Raw genomic sequence first — 17678 nt, 5'->3', positions numbered from 1 at the left:
GGTGAATGGATCATGAATTGCGGTGATATCCCCGTCGCTGATTACAAGACGCTCGCCACCCAATTCAACCCGACAAAGTTTGACGCGGAATCCTGGGTCGTCCTTGCCAAAGAGGCCGGCATGAAATACATCGTCATCACCGCCAAGCACCACGACGGCTTCGCCCTGTGGCCCTCCAAGGCCAGCCCGTTCAACATCGCCGATGCCACGCCCTTCAAACGCGACCCGCTCGCCGAACTCGCCAGCGCCTGCCGCAAACACGGGCTGAAGCTCGGATTCTATTATTCCCAGGCCCAGGACTGGACCCATCCCGGCGGTGCTTGCTGGAAATACGGTCCTCGTTCCACTGACCACTGGGATCCCGCGCAGCTCGGTAGTTTCGATGACTATATCGACTCGATTGCCGTGCCCCAGACCCGCGAGCTGCTCACCCGCTATGGTTCCGACGTTCCCGCCGTCCTTTGGTGGGACACCCCCCGTCGCTGGATGCAGCCCAGCCATGCAAAAAAGATCAACGATGTGGTTCAGGAAATCCGCCCGGGCCTGATCATGAACAACCGACTCGGCGGCGGTATCCAAGGCGATACTGAGACACCCGAGCAATACATCCCGCCCCAAGGCTACCCCGGTCGCGATTGGGAGACGTGCATGACCATGAACGACACATGGGGCTTCAAAAGTTACGACCACAACTGGAAATCCAACGCCACTCTTTTGCGAAACCTCTGCGACATCGCCAGCAAAGGAGGGAATTATCTGCTCAACGTAGGCCCCGATGGCGAGGGCTCCATTCCGCAGCCGAGCATCGACAGCCTGCGCGCCATGGGACGTTGGATGAAAGTCAACGGCGAGGCGATCTACGGCTCGCAAGCCACCCCCTTCGGTCCCGAGGCCGGTCGCTTCAGTGAAACGGAAAAGGATAACAAAGGTCAGCCCAAGTTTATCCCCTCTTGGGAATGGCGCGCGACCACCAAGCCCGGCCGGGTGTATCTTCACCTGATGAAATGGCCGAACCAACCCTTCACGCTTTCCGGGCTGCTCACCCAAGTTAGAAAAGTCTACCTACTCGCAGACCCTAAAAAAACCCCCATTCCTTTCGAACAGACCGCATCCTCGGTGGTGCTGCGGCTTCCCGCCTCCGCCCCCGATCCGGAGGTCAGTGTCGTTTGCCTCGAGTTGCAGGATCGTGAAATCCGCACGGAACCGACGGTCCAACAATCCGTGCCCCCCGTGGGCAGCGGAACCGGAATCGCACCCGGACACTGAGTAACCCAACACCCCATATCTTATGCACACCAAGCCTGCCGCACTCATTCTGACCACCCTCCTCGGACTCTCCGCACTTACCTGTGCCATCTCGGCCGCAGAGGGGTATTATCGCGAACCGTCGTGGAAACCCCGCGCCATCCTTCCCGCCGCCGATGCGCTGCGCGGCGACTTCTGGCCCGCCCCGCCGAAGGTGGAGGTGGATTACCTCGACCCGGCATTCGCCGACGACCGGCTCTCGTCCGTCCCGCCCCCCGGCGTCCATCCCCGTGTTCTCTTGTCACCCGCGGATGTCGACCGCATCCGGGCCAAGGTCGCCCTGGGTGAAAAGGCCCCGGCGGCCTTCCGCGTCATGTGGGCCCGGGTGTCCGAGTCCCGCAGCGCCTTCTATGCCCTGGTGGCCAAGGACGATGTCCTTGGCCGCAAGCTGGCCGCCGACTTGGTGCGCAAAATCAAAACCCTTGAACCCAAGCTGGACAAAATCGACGCCCAGCCCGACCGGGACAACCTGTGGTGCGTGGAACGATCCCTGACCGCCTCCGGCGATCCCGATCCGCCGACGGAAATCTGGGCCCTGCTCGACTACGATTACCTCCACGGGTGGATGACACCGGAGGAACGCGAATCCGCCCGACGTGTCATCGCCCGTTTGACCCGCGGACGCATCTCCAACTTCATGACCTACCCCGAGCACTTCATGATCAACAACCACCAGGGCTTCGGCATGGAATACATCCGTCTTCTCCTGCTCATCGAGGGGGAAAAAGGCTATGACCCCGCCGTCTTCAAACTCGCGGTGCGCAAGTGCCGGGCCATGCTGAACTGGTATCTGAACAAAGACGGCATGTGCTACGAGTCGATCAAGGGTTGGCTCAACATCTCCGCCTTTGTCGCGGTCGGACGGCGCGAGCGGGATTTCCTCAAACACAGCCACCTCCGCGCCAAGATGAATTTCTTCCAACAAGCCATCCGCTGGGTGGATGGCCGCTGGCAGATCCGCGACGAGATGCGGGCCTCGGCCTTCCATGTCATCTGGATGATGCGCTACTTCCATCCCGGCGATCTGGGTTACGACTGGCTTTATCGGGCCACCTTTTCCTCGCACGATTTCCTGACCGATCCCAAGGCCAAGTGGCCCAATCCGGTGGGCATTTCCCCCGATCTGCTCCTGCTCTTTGCCGAGGAGGGCATGCTCGACAAACAGGGCCGGCCCCTGGACTGGAACGACCAGGCCCGCATCGATGCCCTCAAGCTCCCGCTTACGTGGAAGGACGACACCCGTGGATACCTTCTGGCCAAGAATTCGTCCCGCATCGACGACCTCAAACTCGGGTTTGTCTGCAAGCAGGACTTTTTCTACGGGGGTCATGAAGGATCGGAAACCAACCGCCTCACGCTCTGGGCCCACGGCGTCAACTGGGTCCGCGACGTTGACATGCTCGCGGTCAAGGCCACCGGCCTGCAGAACATGCTCACCATCGATGGCAAGGGATTGGCCTGGCCGCCCTGCCCCGGCGTTTGGCTCGGCGTGCAAGACAGCCCGCTCGGCGTCACCGCGGCCGGCGATGGCAAAATTGCCTATTCCCATTCCAAGGTCATGCAGGTCCATCCGCTCGACTTCCCGTCGGCCAAGATCCCTTACTATGCGCCATTTGCCGAAGGGAACTACGACCTCACCCGCGACCTCCAGGTGGCCTTCCATCCCGGAACGGTCCAATGGGATGACGGCTACGCCCACACCGATTACGGACCCTGGAGCGGGGAGACCCGTCTGGTCGAACACTACAAGTCCAACAATCCGGTGGAACAAGCTTACCGCACCGTCCATCTGGCGCGCGGGGCGAGGCCCTACGTCCTGGTCCTGGATGACGCCCGCAAGGATGGCAAAAGCCACCTCTATGAATGGAACATTTCCGTGCCTGACGGGGCCCGGTTGGTCGAGGCCAAAATCCCCGAAGTCCAGTTCCAGAACGTCGATCCCTCCGAGAAACGCCAAAGCGACCTGATCCTCGGGCTGGAGGGAACACCGCGTGATCCGAAATCAGGCCGCCTGACCCCGGCCAAGGGAGATCCCCTGCTGCTGGTGCGCGTCCTTTGGCGCAACAGCCCCTACGGTTATCCGGTCCCCCGGCTTGAGAACACCCCCGTGGAAGTGCACTATCCCTACAAGGGCTCCGCCCGCCTGACCATCCCCGCCATTTCCGAATCGCCGGAGTTCCGGGTCATGCTCTATCCCTTCCGCCAGGGCGACCCCCTGCCGGTGACCGAATGGAACCGGGACCGGAGCGAATTGTCCGTGGTCATCGGCGACCAGAAAGACACCTATCGTTTCGCCCAAGCTGACGGCGGGCGCACGGTCTTTGCCATGCAGCGGGAAGGAAAAAGCGGTGGAGAAATTCCCACCCGGGCGACGCCGGCCCGCCCGGTGCTGGACGTCCGCGGAGTGCGCACCGATGTCAACGAGGCCCGCACCACCCGCGCCGAAGGGGAAGTCCCGGAATACCGGTTTGATGGGATGATCCAGGCGGGTTGGGTCCGGCCTCCGGCTCCGGCCTATGTGGTCTACACCCTCGACGGTACCCCGCCCCACGCCAAGTCACCGCGCTATCAGACGCCCTTGGAAATCAAGAAGACCACCGAGGTCCAGGCCCGCATCGTGGATCCCGCCTGGCCCGGCGGACAAAGCATGGGTGCGGTGCTCAAAGCGCGTTTCATCCAGGTGCCCGCCGCCGCAGGAATCAGCCAGCCTCCCGCTGGCAGCCAATCCGGGCTCCAGGTCCGGGTTTATGAAAAGAAGACAGTCATGTGGGACGACCGCGGATTCTTCCGCGCCAATAAGGTCATGCTTCCGGACCTCGACCGGGAAACCCCCGTCTCCACGTCCCTTGCCCCGGGATTCCAGCTGCCGCACACCGTGCCCTTGGCGGCGACGGACAAGCAAGTCAAGGGATTCTACCGCTTCACGGGCTGGTTCCGGGCCGATGCCCCCGGGGCCCATGAATTCGCCGTGGATTCCTGCGGCCCGGTGCGTTTGCAGGTTGCCGGACAGACCGTGATGGCCTCGACCGGGGTTTACCACCAACAACAAGCCGTCCGCCGGGGCACCGCCGTCCTCGGAACTGGCTGGCATCCTTTGGAACTGATCGTTTGCGATCCCCTGTATTGGAACCTGGCCACCGCCGACCTCATGCCGTTCCGGGTCACCGTCCGGCATGAATCCGGACCGGATCAGGCCATTGATCATTCCCGCCTGGCCACTTCCCCGCTTTCCGCCGCCGCTCCCTTTGCCCCGGCCGTGGTCTGGAAAGAGGCCCGGCCCGCCCCCGGCTGGATGGAACCCGGGGTGGTCCTCTCCATCTTTGAGCGCGAAAACAAAAACCACGATCCCGACTACCTCGACATCGAGGGATTGCCCCCGTTGCGCCAGGAAAAAACGGAAGTCCTGGAAGCCAATCTGCGACCCGCACTCGTCCGGGTTTACGATGGCTGGTTCCACGCGCCGGCGGACGGGATCTATGCCTTTGATCTGCCCTCCCGACGTGGCGCCAGTGCCGGGTTGGGAGAATTGCGGGCCGCTTACCAGAACCAACTCCGCATCGATGGCGAGGTGGTGGTGCAACGGGGCATTCCCGGGCGTTTCCCCCTGCGCCGCATCGGACTGAAGGCCGGATGGCATGAGGTCTCCCTTCGCCTGGGCAGCAGCCCCGCCGCCGGCAGCGTGACTTATCCTGACGGCCAGACCCTGCCCCTCACGGCCGCGGAGCTATCCCGTCCGTTGACCGTGGACATCCGCCCGAAGGATGCAGCACGGGCTGATTCCGTGGTGGAAATTTTCCGTCCGACACCGGTGGTTCTGTCGTTGCCCGCCGGCCGGGAGGGACAGATCCGCTACACGCTGGACGGCCGTGATCCGGGCCCGGATGCGACCTTGTATCGTGGCCCGGTGACCGTGGCCGGGAACGCCACCCTGACGGCAGCGGCCTATGTCCAAGGCCGGGCCCAGGCGGCCACGCCGCCCGCCCGGGTGGCTTTCTCCCTGGTCGACCGCCCCCTGCGCGACCGGATCGGACACGTGGACTTTGCCGGATGGAATGGTGAGCAGGGTCCGATGGCAAATGCGCAACCGTGCGCGGTGTGGGTGGCGCCGGAAGGCAAGCCCGGCTCCGGTCCGGGTTCTGTCGGACGTGTCCTGCTCGCCAATCCCCAGCCGGCCAAGGCCACGGGCGAGGCCGGTCAGATCGTCGACATCAACCTGACCAAGGGCTTGGGAAATTCCGCCTTCAAGCTCACCGGGCTGCGCATGCGCGACAACGCCATCACGGTGGGGGTCTGGTTCCGCAGTCCATCCGCCGATGGCAAACTCTTCGGCAAGGACGGCTTGACCGCCTTCGGCAAATCCTACAAGACGGTTTCCTGCGCCCTTTCCCGGGGCCATATCCAAGTGGGGCCCGGCAAGTTTTCCGGAGGAAAGGTCGCCCCGGGGGAATGGACCCATGTGGTGTTGGCTTCGGACGCCGACGCCCAGATCTTGTATATCAATGGCGAAAAAGTGGCGGCAGGGCCGGGCAGCCCATCCCTCGCCACCGACGCTTTGGATTTCTTCACCGACCACACCGCCGAAGTAGCTTCGGCCTCGGTCTACGGGCGCGTCCTGGGTCCGGATGAAATTCGCCAGTGGTATGTAAAAGTTTCGGCAACGCCGGAGATTCCGGGAAAAGCCACCCCAAGGAAAACCCCCTGATGCCGGGCACCTTTCAACCATTGCCTTGGCTGGGCATGTCCCTCGCCGCCTTCTTGTGTTTGGTTCCGGGATGGACGCAGGCCTCAGAAACCCGCATCCATCCGGAGGATTTGGATTCGGATGGCCGCCTGCCTGACGAACGCATGGCCTACAAAACGGTGGATGGCATCGATTTGCCCATGGCCGTATTTCTGCCCAGAGCCGGGGAAGATAAAAGCGGACGCCGTCCGGTCATCCTCTGCCTCCATGGTGGGGCCTGGTCGGGATGGAAAGGTGGGGATGTCTCGGCCTGGGACGGCGGCGTCTTTGCTCCCCACGCCCGCTACTTCGCCGCCCGTGGTGCGGTCGGGGTCACGATTTCCTACCGCCATGTCCCACGCCCGGATAAGGATAATGAGAAGGAGGCCTTCGAAAAGGGCCCCAGTCTTTTCGACCTCTTGGCCGATTGTCGTTCGGCCCTACGCACCCTGAGAAAAAACGCCGACCGCCTCGGCATCGACCCCGATCGTATCGCCGTCATCGGCGATTCCGCCGGAGGCCACCTTGCCGCCTGTCTCGGTACCATCGATCGATTTGACAACCCGGGGGATGACCTCGCGGTCAGCGGCCGGGCCAACCTCACCATTCCCTGCAATCCCATCACCGACCTGCTGGACCCCAAATGGCGGGCTTTTGTCCCCAACACACCGCGGTTTTGGGAAGCAAACGAAGCACTTGGCCTCAACGACCGTGCCCGGGCGATTTCCCCGATGTGGAACATCACTCCACAGGCCGCCCCCTCCCTGCTCCTGCATGGCCTGGGGGACAGCGTGGTCGATCCGCGGCATTCCTCGGAATTCCAGGCCAAGCTCAAAGCTGCGGGCGTGCGTGGCGACCTCTTCACCCTGCCCAAGGCCGGGCATGCGTTCATTCTCTTCGGCTACCGTTCCACCGGAGCGGAATGGCTCGACGCCATGAGGGCGGTTGACGCCTTCCTGGTCTCGATGGGTTATCTCCAGGGAAAAGCCAATCTCCAGCCTGATTCCCCGCAAAATCGGAGTTGGAGCATTGCCGGGGACCAAATGACGGAGGGTCGTATTGCTGGAAAGGCCGGGGAGGGGGTGGCCTTGCATCTGCCTGCGCTGGACAAGGCGGGGGTCACCACGGCCGGGTTGGTCGCCGACCCGCAGCGCGGACAGGTCATCCAGGTGGGCCGGGGCCGGGGCGGATTGGAACTCTCCGGATGCCCACACCCGGGGACAGCCACCACCGTGGCCTCATGGATCTTGCCGGATAAACCCTCGGGCACCCTCTATAAACGTGGAACCCTCACCGGGACGGGAACCGGCTGCAAATGGGTCTTCGGACCGGGAGGCGTGCTCACCCTCCATGTGGCCGGGGCCAGCCTCACCACCAAGACGCCCCTGCCTTCCGGTTGGGTTAACGTAGCCTTCACCGTCTCCCCCGAACGGGCCATTGTCTACATCAATGGTCAGGTGGTGGCGGAACAAGCCCTGCAGAATGCCGTCCTGATCGGGCCCCGGGTCGCGGTGGCCGAAGATTTTTCGGGCCGCTTCTCCGACCTTTTTCTGGCCGATCATGCCCTGACCGCTGAAGAGGTGGCAGCCCTGGCGGACCCCAGACGCAAAACACCCAACCCCCTGTGAGGACTTCGATGAAAACCAAGCCCCTGCTCATCCTGTTGGCCACCCTGGCCCTTGGCGGGTCCCTCAGGTCCCAATCGACCGTTGACGACATCGAAAGCAACCGGATCTACCAATACTTTGTCCCGACCAAGCTGGAGAAAGGCTCTGCCCTTTCCGGTGCCTATCTCTGGATTCCACCCAAAACACCCCGCATCCGGGCCGTCATGGTCGGCATCCACAACGGGCTGCCGATGAACATCCTGCAGCACCCCGCCATCCGCGCCGTCTGCCGCAAGCACGGCATCGCCCAGATCCTCCTCACCCCCAATGGCAGCGAGATCGGGCCGGTGATGCTGAAGGACCTGAACTACGACATCACCAACCCGGACAAAACCGCCGTCTACGATGCCTACCTGAATGCCCTGGCCGAAGTCTCCGGCCATCCGGAATTGCCGACCGCCCCCATCGTTCCGCTGGCCCATTCGGCCTACATGAGTTTCCCGTTTGAAGCAGCCATGAGGAATCCAGAGCAATGCCTGGCCATTCTTCCGATCAAGGCGGGTATGCCGGACGTATACGCCTTTTACGCCGAGAGCGGCAAGGCCAAGGCCCCCAATCCCGCTTTGGCCATGAATCATGTTCCCATCCTGTTTATTTCCTCCTCCAGCCAGGAGACCGTCGGGTGGAGCGCCTACCCGCACGGGCATGGCAGTGCCTCGTTTTTTGGGGCCTACCGACGCGACCGCGACGACAACCCCGGAACCACGTATGAACCGCGCAATGAACTGATCGGCACATGCTGGGACATGATGAGCGGCCATTTTGACATGCTGCCGAGAAACTACCAATTCACAGCCGACTGGCTCGATGCGGTGGCGGCCATGCGGCTTCCGGAAAAGCCCGGTGATCCGCTCAAGAAGACGGTCCTGGCCGACGGCTGGTTGGTCAATCCGAACGTGCCGGTGTCCGGGGAGTTGCCCGCCGATTTCCCCCAACCCGCGCCCTACGCGGACTTCAAGGGCAGCAAGGCCAAAGCCGCCTGGTATCCGAACGAGGTCTTGGCCCGTGCGTTCTTTGATCTCGTTTGCCGGGAGCCCCGCAAGGATATTGGGATGTTCACCTTTCTCGACCCTGCCGGGAAACCCATCAGCCTGGCCCATGGTTCCATGGCCGTCATGCCGGACCCGCAGGCTTTGTTGCAGGAGGATGGGCAGTTCACCCTGACCACCTATCCGTTCGACAAACCCTTCGAGGTCTGCACGGTGAAGGACAAGGAACACGCCAAGCGCCCGAACGATCCGCACACCCTGGAAAATGTCCTTTTTCCAGGGAAAACCACGCTTCCCGTGGATAAAATACCCCTACAGATCGATCCGCACGGTGGTGCGGTGGAAGTGGTCCGTCGTGAGGAGGCGGTGGACGAACGTGGGCTGCCGCAGACCCGTTTCACACTCCGGTTCAAACCATACCGCATGTCGCCGGAAGGGGGCTTCCAGATGTTGTTCCTGCGCGTGTTCCATGAAGGCGATGCTACCCATGCCGCGGCCGGGCGGACGGTTCAGATATCCTGGTGGCCGGGGGGTGTCTTCAAGGATGCGCCGTCACAGACAATCACTTTCCCCGCCATTCCCGACAGCCCGGCCGCGGTCGAAAAGGTGGCACTCAACGCCACCAGTTCGTCCGGCCTGCCGGTGGGGTACTTTGTCTTGAAGGGGCCCGGTATCATCCGCGAAGGGGCCTTCGTACCGTCCGAGATTCCGGAGGGCACAAAAAACCCCATCGAGGTGACCGTCGGTGCCTATCAAATGGGCAGATACTCCGATCCGGGCCGGGTCAAGCCGGCGTCCACCGTGTATCAAACCTTCCGGCTTATGTTCTAGAACGAGTAAAATCAAATGATGTAGACTGGGTGACGGGCTCTTCGGGAGGGCGAGGCTCCTGCCGAGCCGGGTTCAGTCCGGTATGCAGACGCGGCTCAGCCCCGCACGCTTGCGGGGGAGCCAGGAGCTTCGCCCTCCCGTAAGACATTTTATCGCCTACTCCATGTGATTTGGTATTAGAGAACGAGCCTAAATAAGCAGAAGAAGATCAAAAGATATGAAAAAAACAGTCAGAGTTCCGTTGAATAAAGTGGTGTGTTTTTTAGTGGGTTTGCCCGCGATGTTTCCCCTGGCTTTGCCTGCGGCGCCGCCCGATGGAAGCCGGTTGGTCTGGTCGGATGAATTCGACGGCACCGTCTTGGACCGGGCAAAGTGGGTCTTTCGGACCGACAGCAAACATTGGAGCACCCAGAAGCCGGAGAACGTCACGGTGGAAGGGGGCGTGCTCAAGTTGCACTTGAAAAAAGAATCTTCCGGAAACATGTCCTACACCGGCGGCGGCATCATCAGTCGGAAGGCTTTCCAGTATGGTTACTACGAGGCGAGGCTGAAAATCCCGCCGGGTGGGGGTTGGCACACCTCGTTTTGGATGATGGCGCACAATGGAAGTGGAGGCACCGGTCCTGGTGCGGCCCACCAGGAATTGGACGTGATCGAAAACGATTCCATCCACAAAACCAGCTACGGGGTCAATATTCACCGATGGAAAGGGGAGCACATCTATTTTGGTGGCAGAACCGTCACGACCCCGGATCTCTCGGCCCGGTTCCACGTTTTTGGCTGTCTTTTCACTCCCACCACGGTCCGGTATGACTTCGAAGGCAAGGCCGTCCAGACCGTGGACGTGGCCAATCCGGTGCGGAAAGATGGAACGCCTTTCGTCTTCGAGCACGGACCCCAGCACGTTTGGTTGACTTCGATCGCCTCGCATCTGGGTGGCACGAAGCAGGTCGATGATGCCGCGCTGCCATCGGTGGCGGAATTCGACTACGTCCGGGTTTATGCGTTGCCCGATGCCGCACCCTGATGGCGGGATCCGGTCCGGGGAAGGGATTCCCCGGCTATACAATGAGAATAACGGATCCGTGAACTAGAGCATTTGGCATTTGATCTTCCTCTCGTCCTCATGCTCTTTTTCATTCGCGTGCTCTCTGAATGGGAGAGAACGTGCACGAGAGCGAGTGATGCCAAATTAAAATGACTGAGCGACAGAATAAGCGGGAGGGCGAGGCTCGTGCCGAGCCGGTTTGATGTCTCTATTCCAAGGCCGGCTCAGCAGGAGCTTCGCCCTCCCATAGGGCACTTTTTCGCCCACTCAATTCAATTTGGTATAATAGATACGAGATGAAACCAATCCTAATTAAACGCAAAGCGCTCTAGGAAATCCTATGTAGACGGGGATTCCCATCCCCGTTGGGCGGGATCGATCGCCGGGGGAAGGCCGCTTGCTCAAAACAAGGGCTGTCGCAGCGTGACCCGGCGGGTCAGCGTGTGGCCAAATTCGCGCAGGGCCCGGTCGATGGGGATGGAGCCGTTGCGGAAGAGCAGCGCGCCGGATTCCTCCAGGATGGTCAGGGATATCTCGGCCGTGGCGGGGGTGGAGGTGGTGTAATTGGCCCCGTTGAGTTTGACATTGTTTCCGGCGATGCGCACCGATTGGTAGGAGGAGCTGGTGAGGTTGATCGGGGCGGGGTTGGTGACGCTGCTGTTTCCGGCCGCGTAGAAGAGCACCCGGAATTGGGCCACGTTGCCGACCAGGAAGTCGTCCCGCACGGGCGATGCGGACCAGGCATAGCCGGACAGGTCGGACAGGCCAATGACATCCGAGAAGGTGGTGTTGGCGCTGAGGGCGGTGCGGTATAGGCCGTAGACCTGGTTGCCACTGCCGCTGCCCAGGGGATTCTGCTTCGCCACCCGGTAAAGAACCGCCCGGGCCTGCCCGGCTTGGTCGGCATTCGTGACATCGGTCGGGGAGAGGGCGAGCAGGTAAAGCCGGGTCGAGTTGACTGTGTCCACGGCATCAGGGCTGGCTTGGAGGAATTCCGAACTGCCGCGCACGGCGGCCAGGGAGTCCAGATCGGTGACCAGGAGGTCCAGGGCCGCACTGGCTGCGTTCAGGGCCAGGAGGGTGTTGTTGGCCCGCTTGGAGACCGTGGCCGTTTGGTTGGTCAGGTTGGCCATCATCACCACCATGAGGGCGGCGATCGTGACCGCCACCAACATCTCGATGAGGGTGAAGGCCCGCCGCGGACTGCGACGTTGTTCAACGCGGCACGGTGGCATCATAGGTCAATACGGGTTTGAGTTTGGCGACATTGGTGGTGGTGTTCTGGACCTCGTAGATTTTCACTTGCACCGCCAGGGCGGCTTCGGGATAGCTGGTGGCGTTGCCGGACAGACTGGTGGGGCGGGCGACATAGCTGCTGTTGCCGGAGGTTTGGATGGCCATGTTCGGGGAGAGCCCGAGGGTGATGCGGAAGAGCCGACCGCTGCGGCGCGTGAGTTCGGTGGCCAAGGCGGAGTCGCTGCCCGTGCGGATGAAAAGGCTGTGCACCCCGCCCTCCAGGAGGCTTTGGGTGGTGCCGCTGCCACTTGGATCGATGTGGTAGGCGAAAATCGGCACGGTGGCATTGCTGGCGGTAGCACTCGTATCCATGGTGCTATTACTCGTGATCCAAGAAAACACCGTGTTGAATCCCTGGGCTTTGAGGAAGCCGGGCAGGGTGCGGGTGACGGCAAAGGATTCGTCCTGACTGACCACTTCCTTGTTCGACTGCAACGCGGCGCCGAACAGTCCGATGACGGCGAGGATGCCAAATCCAACAATGCCCAGGGACAGGGCCACTTCGACCAGGCTGAAGCCCCGTGTGCCCGTCCTTCTCGGAAACTGGCGGAGAAGGGTCATAGCACGGGGGGGATCGACGCCACGTCGGGGAAGAAACTCATCCGGCCCAACAAGTGGACGACAAAGCCGTAGCGCAGCTGTCCTTCGTTTTTGACCTTGAACTGGGTGCCGACGAGAAGACCGGGTGAGACGACAAATTGGAGGTCCGACGCGCGTCCGTTGGCGGAGAATTCGTAGTAGTCATAGCCGCTGGTGGGCGCGCCCGAGCCGGCGAACGTGATGTCCATGGTGCCGGTGGGTTTGCTGTAGTCCGCGTCGTAGTAGACCCCCTGGGAGAGGAAGACCCACTTCTGTATTTGCGACCAGTTGGAAGCGATGGCGGGGTCGGTATTGCCATCGGCATCGAGGACCACGGCCGGGTTGGTGGTGTCCTCCCTGCTGCGCAGGGCGGCGATGCTGATGCGGCGGAGGTAGTTCTCCGGCCGGCCGGAATTGTAAACGGTGTCGACGATGACGCGGGCGGGGGATTGACGGAGGATGGCCTCGGTGCGGGCGGCGTTGAAGAGGGAGTAGGCGATGGTGGAAGCCTCGCGTCCGCCACTGGAGGCCGTGCCGCCGCGGAAAACCGCCATGCCCACCCCGGCCATGACCGTGATGATGGCCATGACCACCAACAGTTCGACTAGGGAGAAGGCGGAGTTGCGTTTACTAAAATGTTTATTCTTTTTCACTGGGATCACCTGTTTACTGAGGGTTGCTAGGAGTCTCATTGGCTTGCGTAGAAGGAGCTGCTGAAGCAGTGACAGGCTTGGGGGGCAAAGGAACGAAATTAGGATCCTCTGAAATACGTTTCACTTCGACATTCATGGGGCCGGGGCCGGGGCCGGTTTCAACGATGAATACGAGCTGGCGCAAGGTTTCTTTGTATGCCCAGATGTTCCCGAAAGCCTGCCGAGTTTGTGGTGGTTTGCCCGTCACAACTTGGACATCCAGAACGTTAGGCACGCCGGCGATGGTGCGCGGCTTGCCCTTCACCACTTTGGCCTCGCGTGGCGCAAGATCCGCCTTGTCTGATCCCAGGTTGATCCTCACAGGACCGCTTGTGTAATTGACGAATTTGTAGGTTCCGCTTCCGAAAGAAGCCAAATCATCTGGCAAGGCCACGATTTGATATCTGGTTGGATCTTTTTTATCACGGAAAAAAATCAGTAGTGGCTTGGGTCCGACATCTTGTAAATCAACATTGGCGACTTCAATATAAGGCTCTTTGGAGGCCGGATCGGTGTTCTGGCGGAAAAAACGCAGGACAGTCATGCCTGAGTTGAAGTAGTAGGAGTCCGATCTTGCATGAGTGTAAAGACTGATTGGTAGAACTTTGGAAGTGTCATGACTATCAGCGTAATAGAGGTCAGAAATATCTTCCGTCCATGCCAAGGCCTTGAATGATGGTTTCGCTGAAGTTATCTGACTCTTGACTGGAGCTGCAGAGAGCACTAAAGCCATGAAAGTGAGGTGAAATAAAGGGTTCATATTTTTCATTCAATTTAGATCGACTCCGGATCAAGCCAGCGGAATGAAATCACTTTAAACCTACGTCCATAATTCTGGTTGTTGGTATTCAGGGAATTCAATGGTGCGGCGTCTCCCAGGCTTGCTCCCGAGGTCAAAGCTGGATCGGCTTGGTCGACATAATCTGGTAGGCGTTGGATTACGCACTCACCCCACGCTTTTCCTTCAACGGTTCCTGTGGCCGGGTTTCGGCTTTCTCCGTAACATCGGACAACGAACGTGTCAGAGCGTGCCGACATCAAGGGAGCGAAGCATTGTACAATGTCCTGTTGCATCAGGTAGCCCGGCACCCCTGTAGCCGTGTTACTTGGCAGGCTTGTTGTGTCCAAAAGAATGGCAGTTGCCACGGTTGAACTGGGAATGTCAGTGGTCCGTCCCACAGCTGCCTTGACAGCATTGTTTACAGAGGATGCTTCCAGCGCGGCTTGAAGTGCACCGTATAGACCGTTCGTTCCATTGGCCACCAGTCGCCTATTCAAAAAATCAGCCATGGACAGGAATGGGCCCCGGTTCTTGACTTGCTCCACAATCTTTTCAGCAAGTTCGCGCACTTCCGCATCAGTAAGTGCCCGAACGCCTCCCCAAGGAGTATTGACTGAAGTAGTGCCCCCATAAAGAGGATGGAGGAAGCGTGGAATTGGATTGAGTCCGTTCAAGGATACTTCCGTCCCATCCGTTGCGAGCAGCCTGTTATTGGACAAGCTGGAAAGCAGAGCCACCCAAGCATTGACAGATGTGGAGTTTACATTGAATGCTCCTTCGAGCATTAAGCTGGCTGCCGCACGGTCGAAGTCGCGCAGGGCGCTTATTTGAGGATTCACTCCATTTTTGGAGTAGAAGCGGTGACGACTGTTGGGTAGGGGATTGCCCGAAGCCACGTAGCTCGAATCAAAAACCGTATTACGCGGAGGATAGAGCGAGTTGTTTGATTGCTGGAAAAGTGAGGGCACTGTAGAGAAGAAATAGGTATCGAAGAGAGCCTGATTGGCGAGGAAGGAGTCATCGACGCATTGGATGGGGCCGCCTATAGGTATGGCCGTTACATTTGACCCTCCCTCTCCTACTGTATTAAAACCTGTATTTATTCCGCTAAGGCTGGTTTCGACGGCCTTGTCTCGCGGCACAAAAGAAGAAGCCCAAGATCCACCGACAGGATACAGAGTGGCGCTACGCAAGACCGAACCCGAACGGTTGGGGTTGTAGGACGGATTGCTATGCATAAACTGCCCCAACGAGATCAACGGTTGCCTGGGCACTTCTTTCAAAACAATTTGCGTTTCTCCTCCCGTTACTGAGTCACCCCAGTAACTACGCACACTGGATGCCGGGCCGGGAGTCGAGTTCAAACTCGCTTTGTCCATCGGAAAGCGGCCCACGGAAACCTGCAAGTCGATGGGGGGATTTCGTATATCCGTTCCGATTGGATTCCAGAGACTGCCCGCAGACGCAAAAACCGGAGCCGGTCGGGCTACAATCGTCCCACTACCGTCAAGGTCTTGCGCGCTGTTTGTTCCCTTCATCCAAACTGTGTAAGTCATGAATTTAATGGGCTGGGTCAGGGAGGATATGGGGCCCAAGTTGAGTGGAGAAGCCAAGGGGGTGACTGTAATGTCATTGAGATACATCTGGGTGAGATACTGGCTGCCAGTCGAGCCGCCTTGGGGCCAAAGATTCCAAGCACCCGTAGCAGGGTTAGGCGAGGAATTGGGCAGCCTGTAGTGTGCATTGAATCTTCCATCGTTCGTGCGTATGCGAGGAAAGACCCTTCGTAGAAGAACAGAATCTGCCCCGCTAGCAGTGCCGTGAAAAACAGTGCCGTTCGTTGTGTTTGCTCCTGCACTCCACATCGTCAGTGGTATCCTCTTCAGATCAATGGCATGATAAAAATCCGGGCTAAAAAAGTTTTGCAGGGTCCCGAAATTGTCGCTGCCTATTGCCGGGTCGACTACTCGGTTGAGGCCAAAAATTTTGATCTCACCCGGTTCCATGGTGATGGCAGCGTTTGCGGCAGTAGCAAATCCATTGCTCGTTACACCTGCACCCAAATCACCTTGAGCGCCGTTTGCGCTCAGAGAAAAATTTTGCAGCGGATTGATATTGAATTGGTTGGCTGGGGTATTGCTTCCCAGGGCGAACTGAAGCGTGTCGAAGCCGGCGTTCAAATTGTACCATCCGCTCCACTGGTATTGGAAATCGGATTGGTGGGTTAATCGGACGTTGTAGGGATTGTAGAGAACCAGGCCTGGCATCATCAGCAGTTTGATTTTCCAGCGGCTATCAATGGCATCCTGATAGCTTTGGATGCCTATGTGCATCTGCCAGCCGATGACACGTGCGCTAATGTTGTCCCTGATGAGCCGGTTGGCGTTGCTTGTTCCCTCAAAATTCCCGTCAATGTTGTAGTTGCGGACCTGCAGGATAGGTGATGCGGAAGGACTGCCAACACCGCTTGGACTGGTGCCACTGGCGGTCAATCCAGATGGCGTTGTTGCGCTGGATTTGTAAAGATTGTAGTAATTATAGAGTGACATCCACCTCATACCATCAATTGCATGCCCATTGGCGTAACCGTTGAAGTAACTCCCGCTGATGGGTGTAACAGCGTAAACCTTGCCGCTGTTCGGAGTACTGGTAAAATTGTTCAAGTTATTGGAAAACGCCAACAAACGGCTCATATTTCCGGAAGAGAAGGCTCCTTGTCCGTCTTCGAATGCGGCCGTTAGGTCTTTTTTTAATCCGCCATTGCGAACATCAGCCAAAACGCCTGCGCTATACAGGGTCATGTCTGGCTCAAATTCAGGCGCATCGAAAACAGTTGCGCCGCTCGAAGTCAGCCAACGGATCGCCGGCAAAGTCACCACTCGCACAAGTGTAGCATTGCCGCGAAAATCGATATTGAATGGTGAGGGTAAAAACTTGTGAACTGCTTGTGCAGAAGGAGCAAAGAACTGAAGTTGACTCTCAACCAGGCGGCTGGAAGTAGGCGCATCTAGATTGGGATTATACAAATTAGCGCGGGCCTTGATGCCCTCATCGCTGACCCAATAGGCATAGCCGCCGGTTGCGTTGGTGGTACTGGCGGAGGCATTCCCCAGAACGGGTACGAGCGGCACGGACACGGTGGCACTGGAGGAGCCGTATCGCCTGGCCATGACCACCGCTGTGCGGGTGGTGCTGTTGCCGGTGGTGGAGCCGGTCCAGGTCAGCGGGCTGATCGGGGTCGAGGGAGCGGGGTTGGAAACCAGCCAGGCGGCTTTGCCTGCTTTGTCCGCCGCGGTCGGGGTCAGGCTGCCCAGGCTGGTGGTGCGTTGTGGGGTGGCCCCCACGTCCAACGAGGCGTTGCCGGTCTTCCACACCCCGGACCAGTAGGGTTGGTTGACGCCTTCGATGGTGCTGCTGGAGGGGGTGCTGTCGAGGATGTCTGCCCGGGCGGTGATGCGCTGGTCGGGGCCGGCTTCTTTTTGCAATTGGTTGAGCGCCACGTCCAGGGCGAATAGCGCATTCTGGCGGGCCGATTCGGTTTTGGCCGATTGCGCCGCCGCGCGGCGTTCAATTTGCGAAATCAGCAGGGTCGAAACCACCAAGACCGTGACCAGTGCCAACAACAACAGCACCGAGACCAAAACGAACCCCGATGAACGCTCACGACCCAAGGCAGATATCCATACCTTAGATTTACAAAGTAAATGTTTTAGCGTCACCACAGATTAATGTAATGGTGATTTAAGGCGAAAACAAGACGTTTTTGTCTA

General features: G+C 59.5%; 10 protein-coding genes. 5 read left to right on the top strand and 5 right to left on the bottom strand.

Features of this window, described 5'->3' with window-relative positions; translation table 11 throughout:
* The 5 genes from SFU85_06720 to SFU85_06700 all read left to right on the top strand — a co-directional run.
* Nucleotides 1-1266, top strand: a 1266-nt coding sequence (locus SFU85_06720; GenBank protein MDX6766467.1) for an alpha-L-fucosidase, incomplete at its 5' end; no start/stop codon positions are given.
* A gap of 22 nt (nt 1267-1288) precedes the next feature.
* Nucleotides 1289-6007 carry a chitobiase/beta-hexosaminidase C-terminal domain-containing protein gene (locus tag SFU85_06715; GenBank protein MDX6766466.1) on the top strand — a complete coding sequence of 1573 codons (4719 nt, stop codon included), beginning with the start codon at nt 1289-1291 and terminating at the stop codon, nt 6005-6007.
* Between the two features lie 35 nt (nt 6008-6042).
* Nucleotides 6043-7653 carry a prolyl oligopeptidase family serine peptidase gene (locus SFU85_06710; GenBank protein ID MDX6766465.1) on the top strand — a complete coding sequence of 537 codons (1611 nt, stop codon included), beginning with the start codon at nt 6043-6045 and terminating at the stop codon, nt 7651-7653.
* 8 nt (nt 7654-7661) lie between these two features.
* Nucleotides 7662-9512, top strand: coding sequence for a hypothetical protein (locus SFU85_06705; GenBank protein MDX6766464.1), 1851 nt, complete (start codon nt 7662-7664; stop codon nt 9510-9512).
* Nucleotides 9513-9729: 217 nt separating this feature from the next.
* Nucleotides 9730-10539 (top strand): glycoside hydrolase family 16 protein, encoded by an 810-nt coding sequence (locus SFU85_06700; GenBank protein MDX6766463.1) that lies wholly within the window; start codon nt 9730-9732, stop codon nt 10537-10539.
* 422 nt (nt 10540-10961) lie between these two features.
* Here the strand turns inward: SFU85_06700 and SFU85_06695 are convergent, their stop codons facing one another.
* The 5 genes from SFU85_06695 to SFU85_06675 are packed head-to-tail and all read right to left on the bottom strand — an operon-like array spanning nt 10962 to nt 17630.
* Nucleotides 10962-11798, bottom strand: coding sequence for a prepilin-type N-terminal cleavage/methylation domain-containing protein (locus SFU85_06695; protein ID MDX6766462.1), 837 nt, complete (start codon nt 11796-11798; stop codon nt 10962-10964).
* Entirely contained in the window at nt 11776-12417 is a 642-nt protein-coding gene (locus tag SFU85_06690) for a hypothetical protein (protein MDX6766461.1), read from the bottom strand. The genes SFU85_06695 and SFU85_06690 overlap by 23 nt, the downstream gene beginning before the upstream one ends.
* Nucleotides 12414-13088 (bottom strand): prepilin-type N-terminal cleavage/methylation domain-containing protein, encoded by a 675-nt coding sequence (locus SFU85_06685; protein ID MDX6766460.1) that lies wholly within the window; start codon nt 13086-13088, stop codon nt 12414-12416. Before SFU85_06685 ends, SFU85_06690 begins: the two co-directional genes overlap by 4 nt.
* A gap of 13 nt (nt 13089-13101) precedes the next feature.
* Nucleotides 13102-13896 (bottom strand): hypothetical protein, encoded by a 795-nt coding sequence (locus SFU85_06680; GenBank protein ID MDX6766459.1) that lies wholly within the window; start codon nt 13894-13896, stop codon nt 13102-13104.
* 5 nt (nt 13897-13901) lie between these two features.
* Complete coding sequence (locus SFU85_06675) at nt 13902-17630, bottom strand: hypothetical protein (GenBank protein ID MDX6766458.1); 3729 nt, start codon at nt 17628-17630, stop codon at nt 13902-13904.
* Nucleotides 17631-17678: the final 48 nt, after the last annotated feature.

This window comes from Candidatus Methylacidiphilales bacterium (assembly GCA_033875315.1).
In the GTDB taxonomy this organism is placed as follows: Bacteria; Verrucomicrobiota; Verrucomicrobiia; order Methylacidiphilales; family CAZTYG01; genus JANRJG01.
The sequence above is the reverse complement of the archived record's forward strand: the minus strand, read 5'-3'. Positions and strand labels throughout refer to the sequence as shown.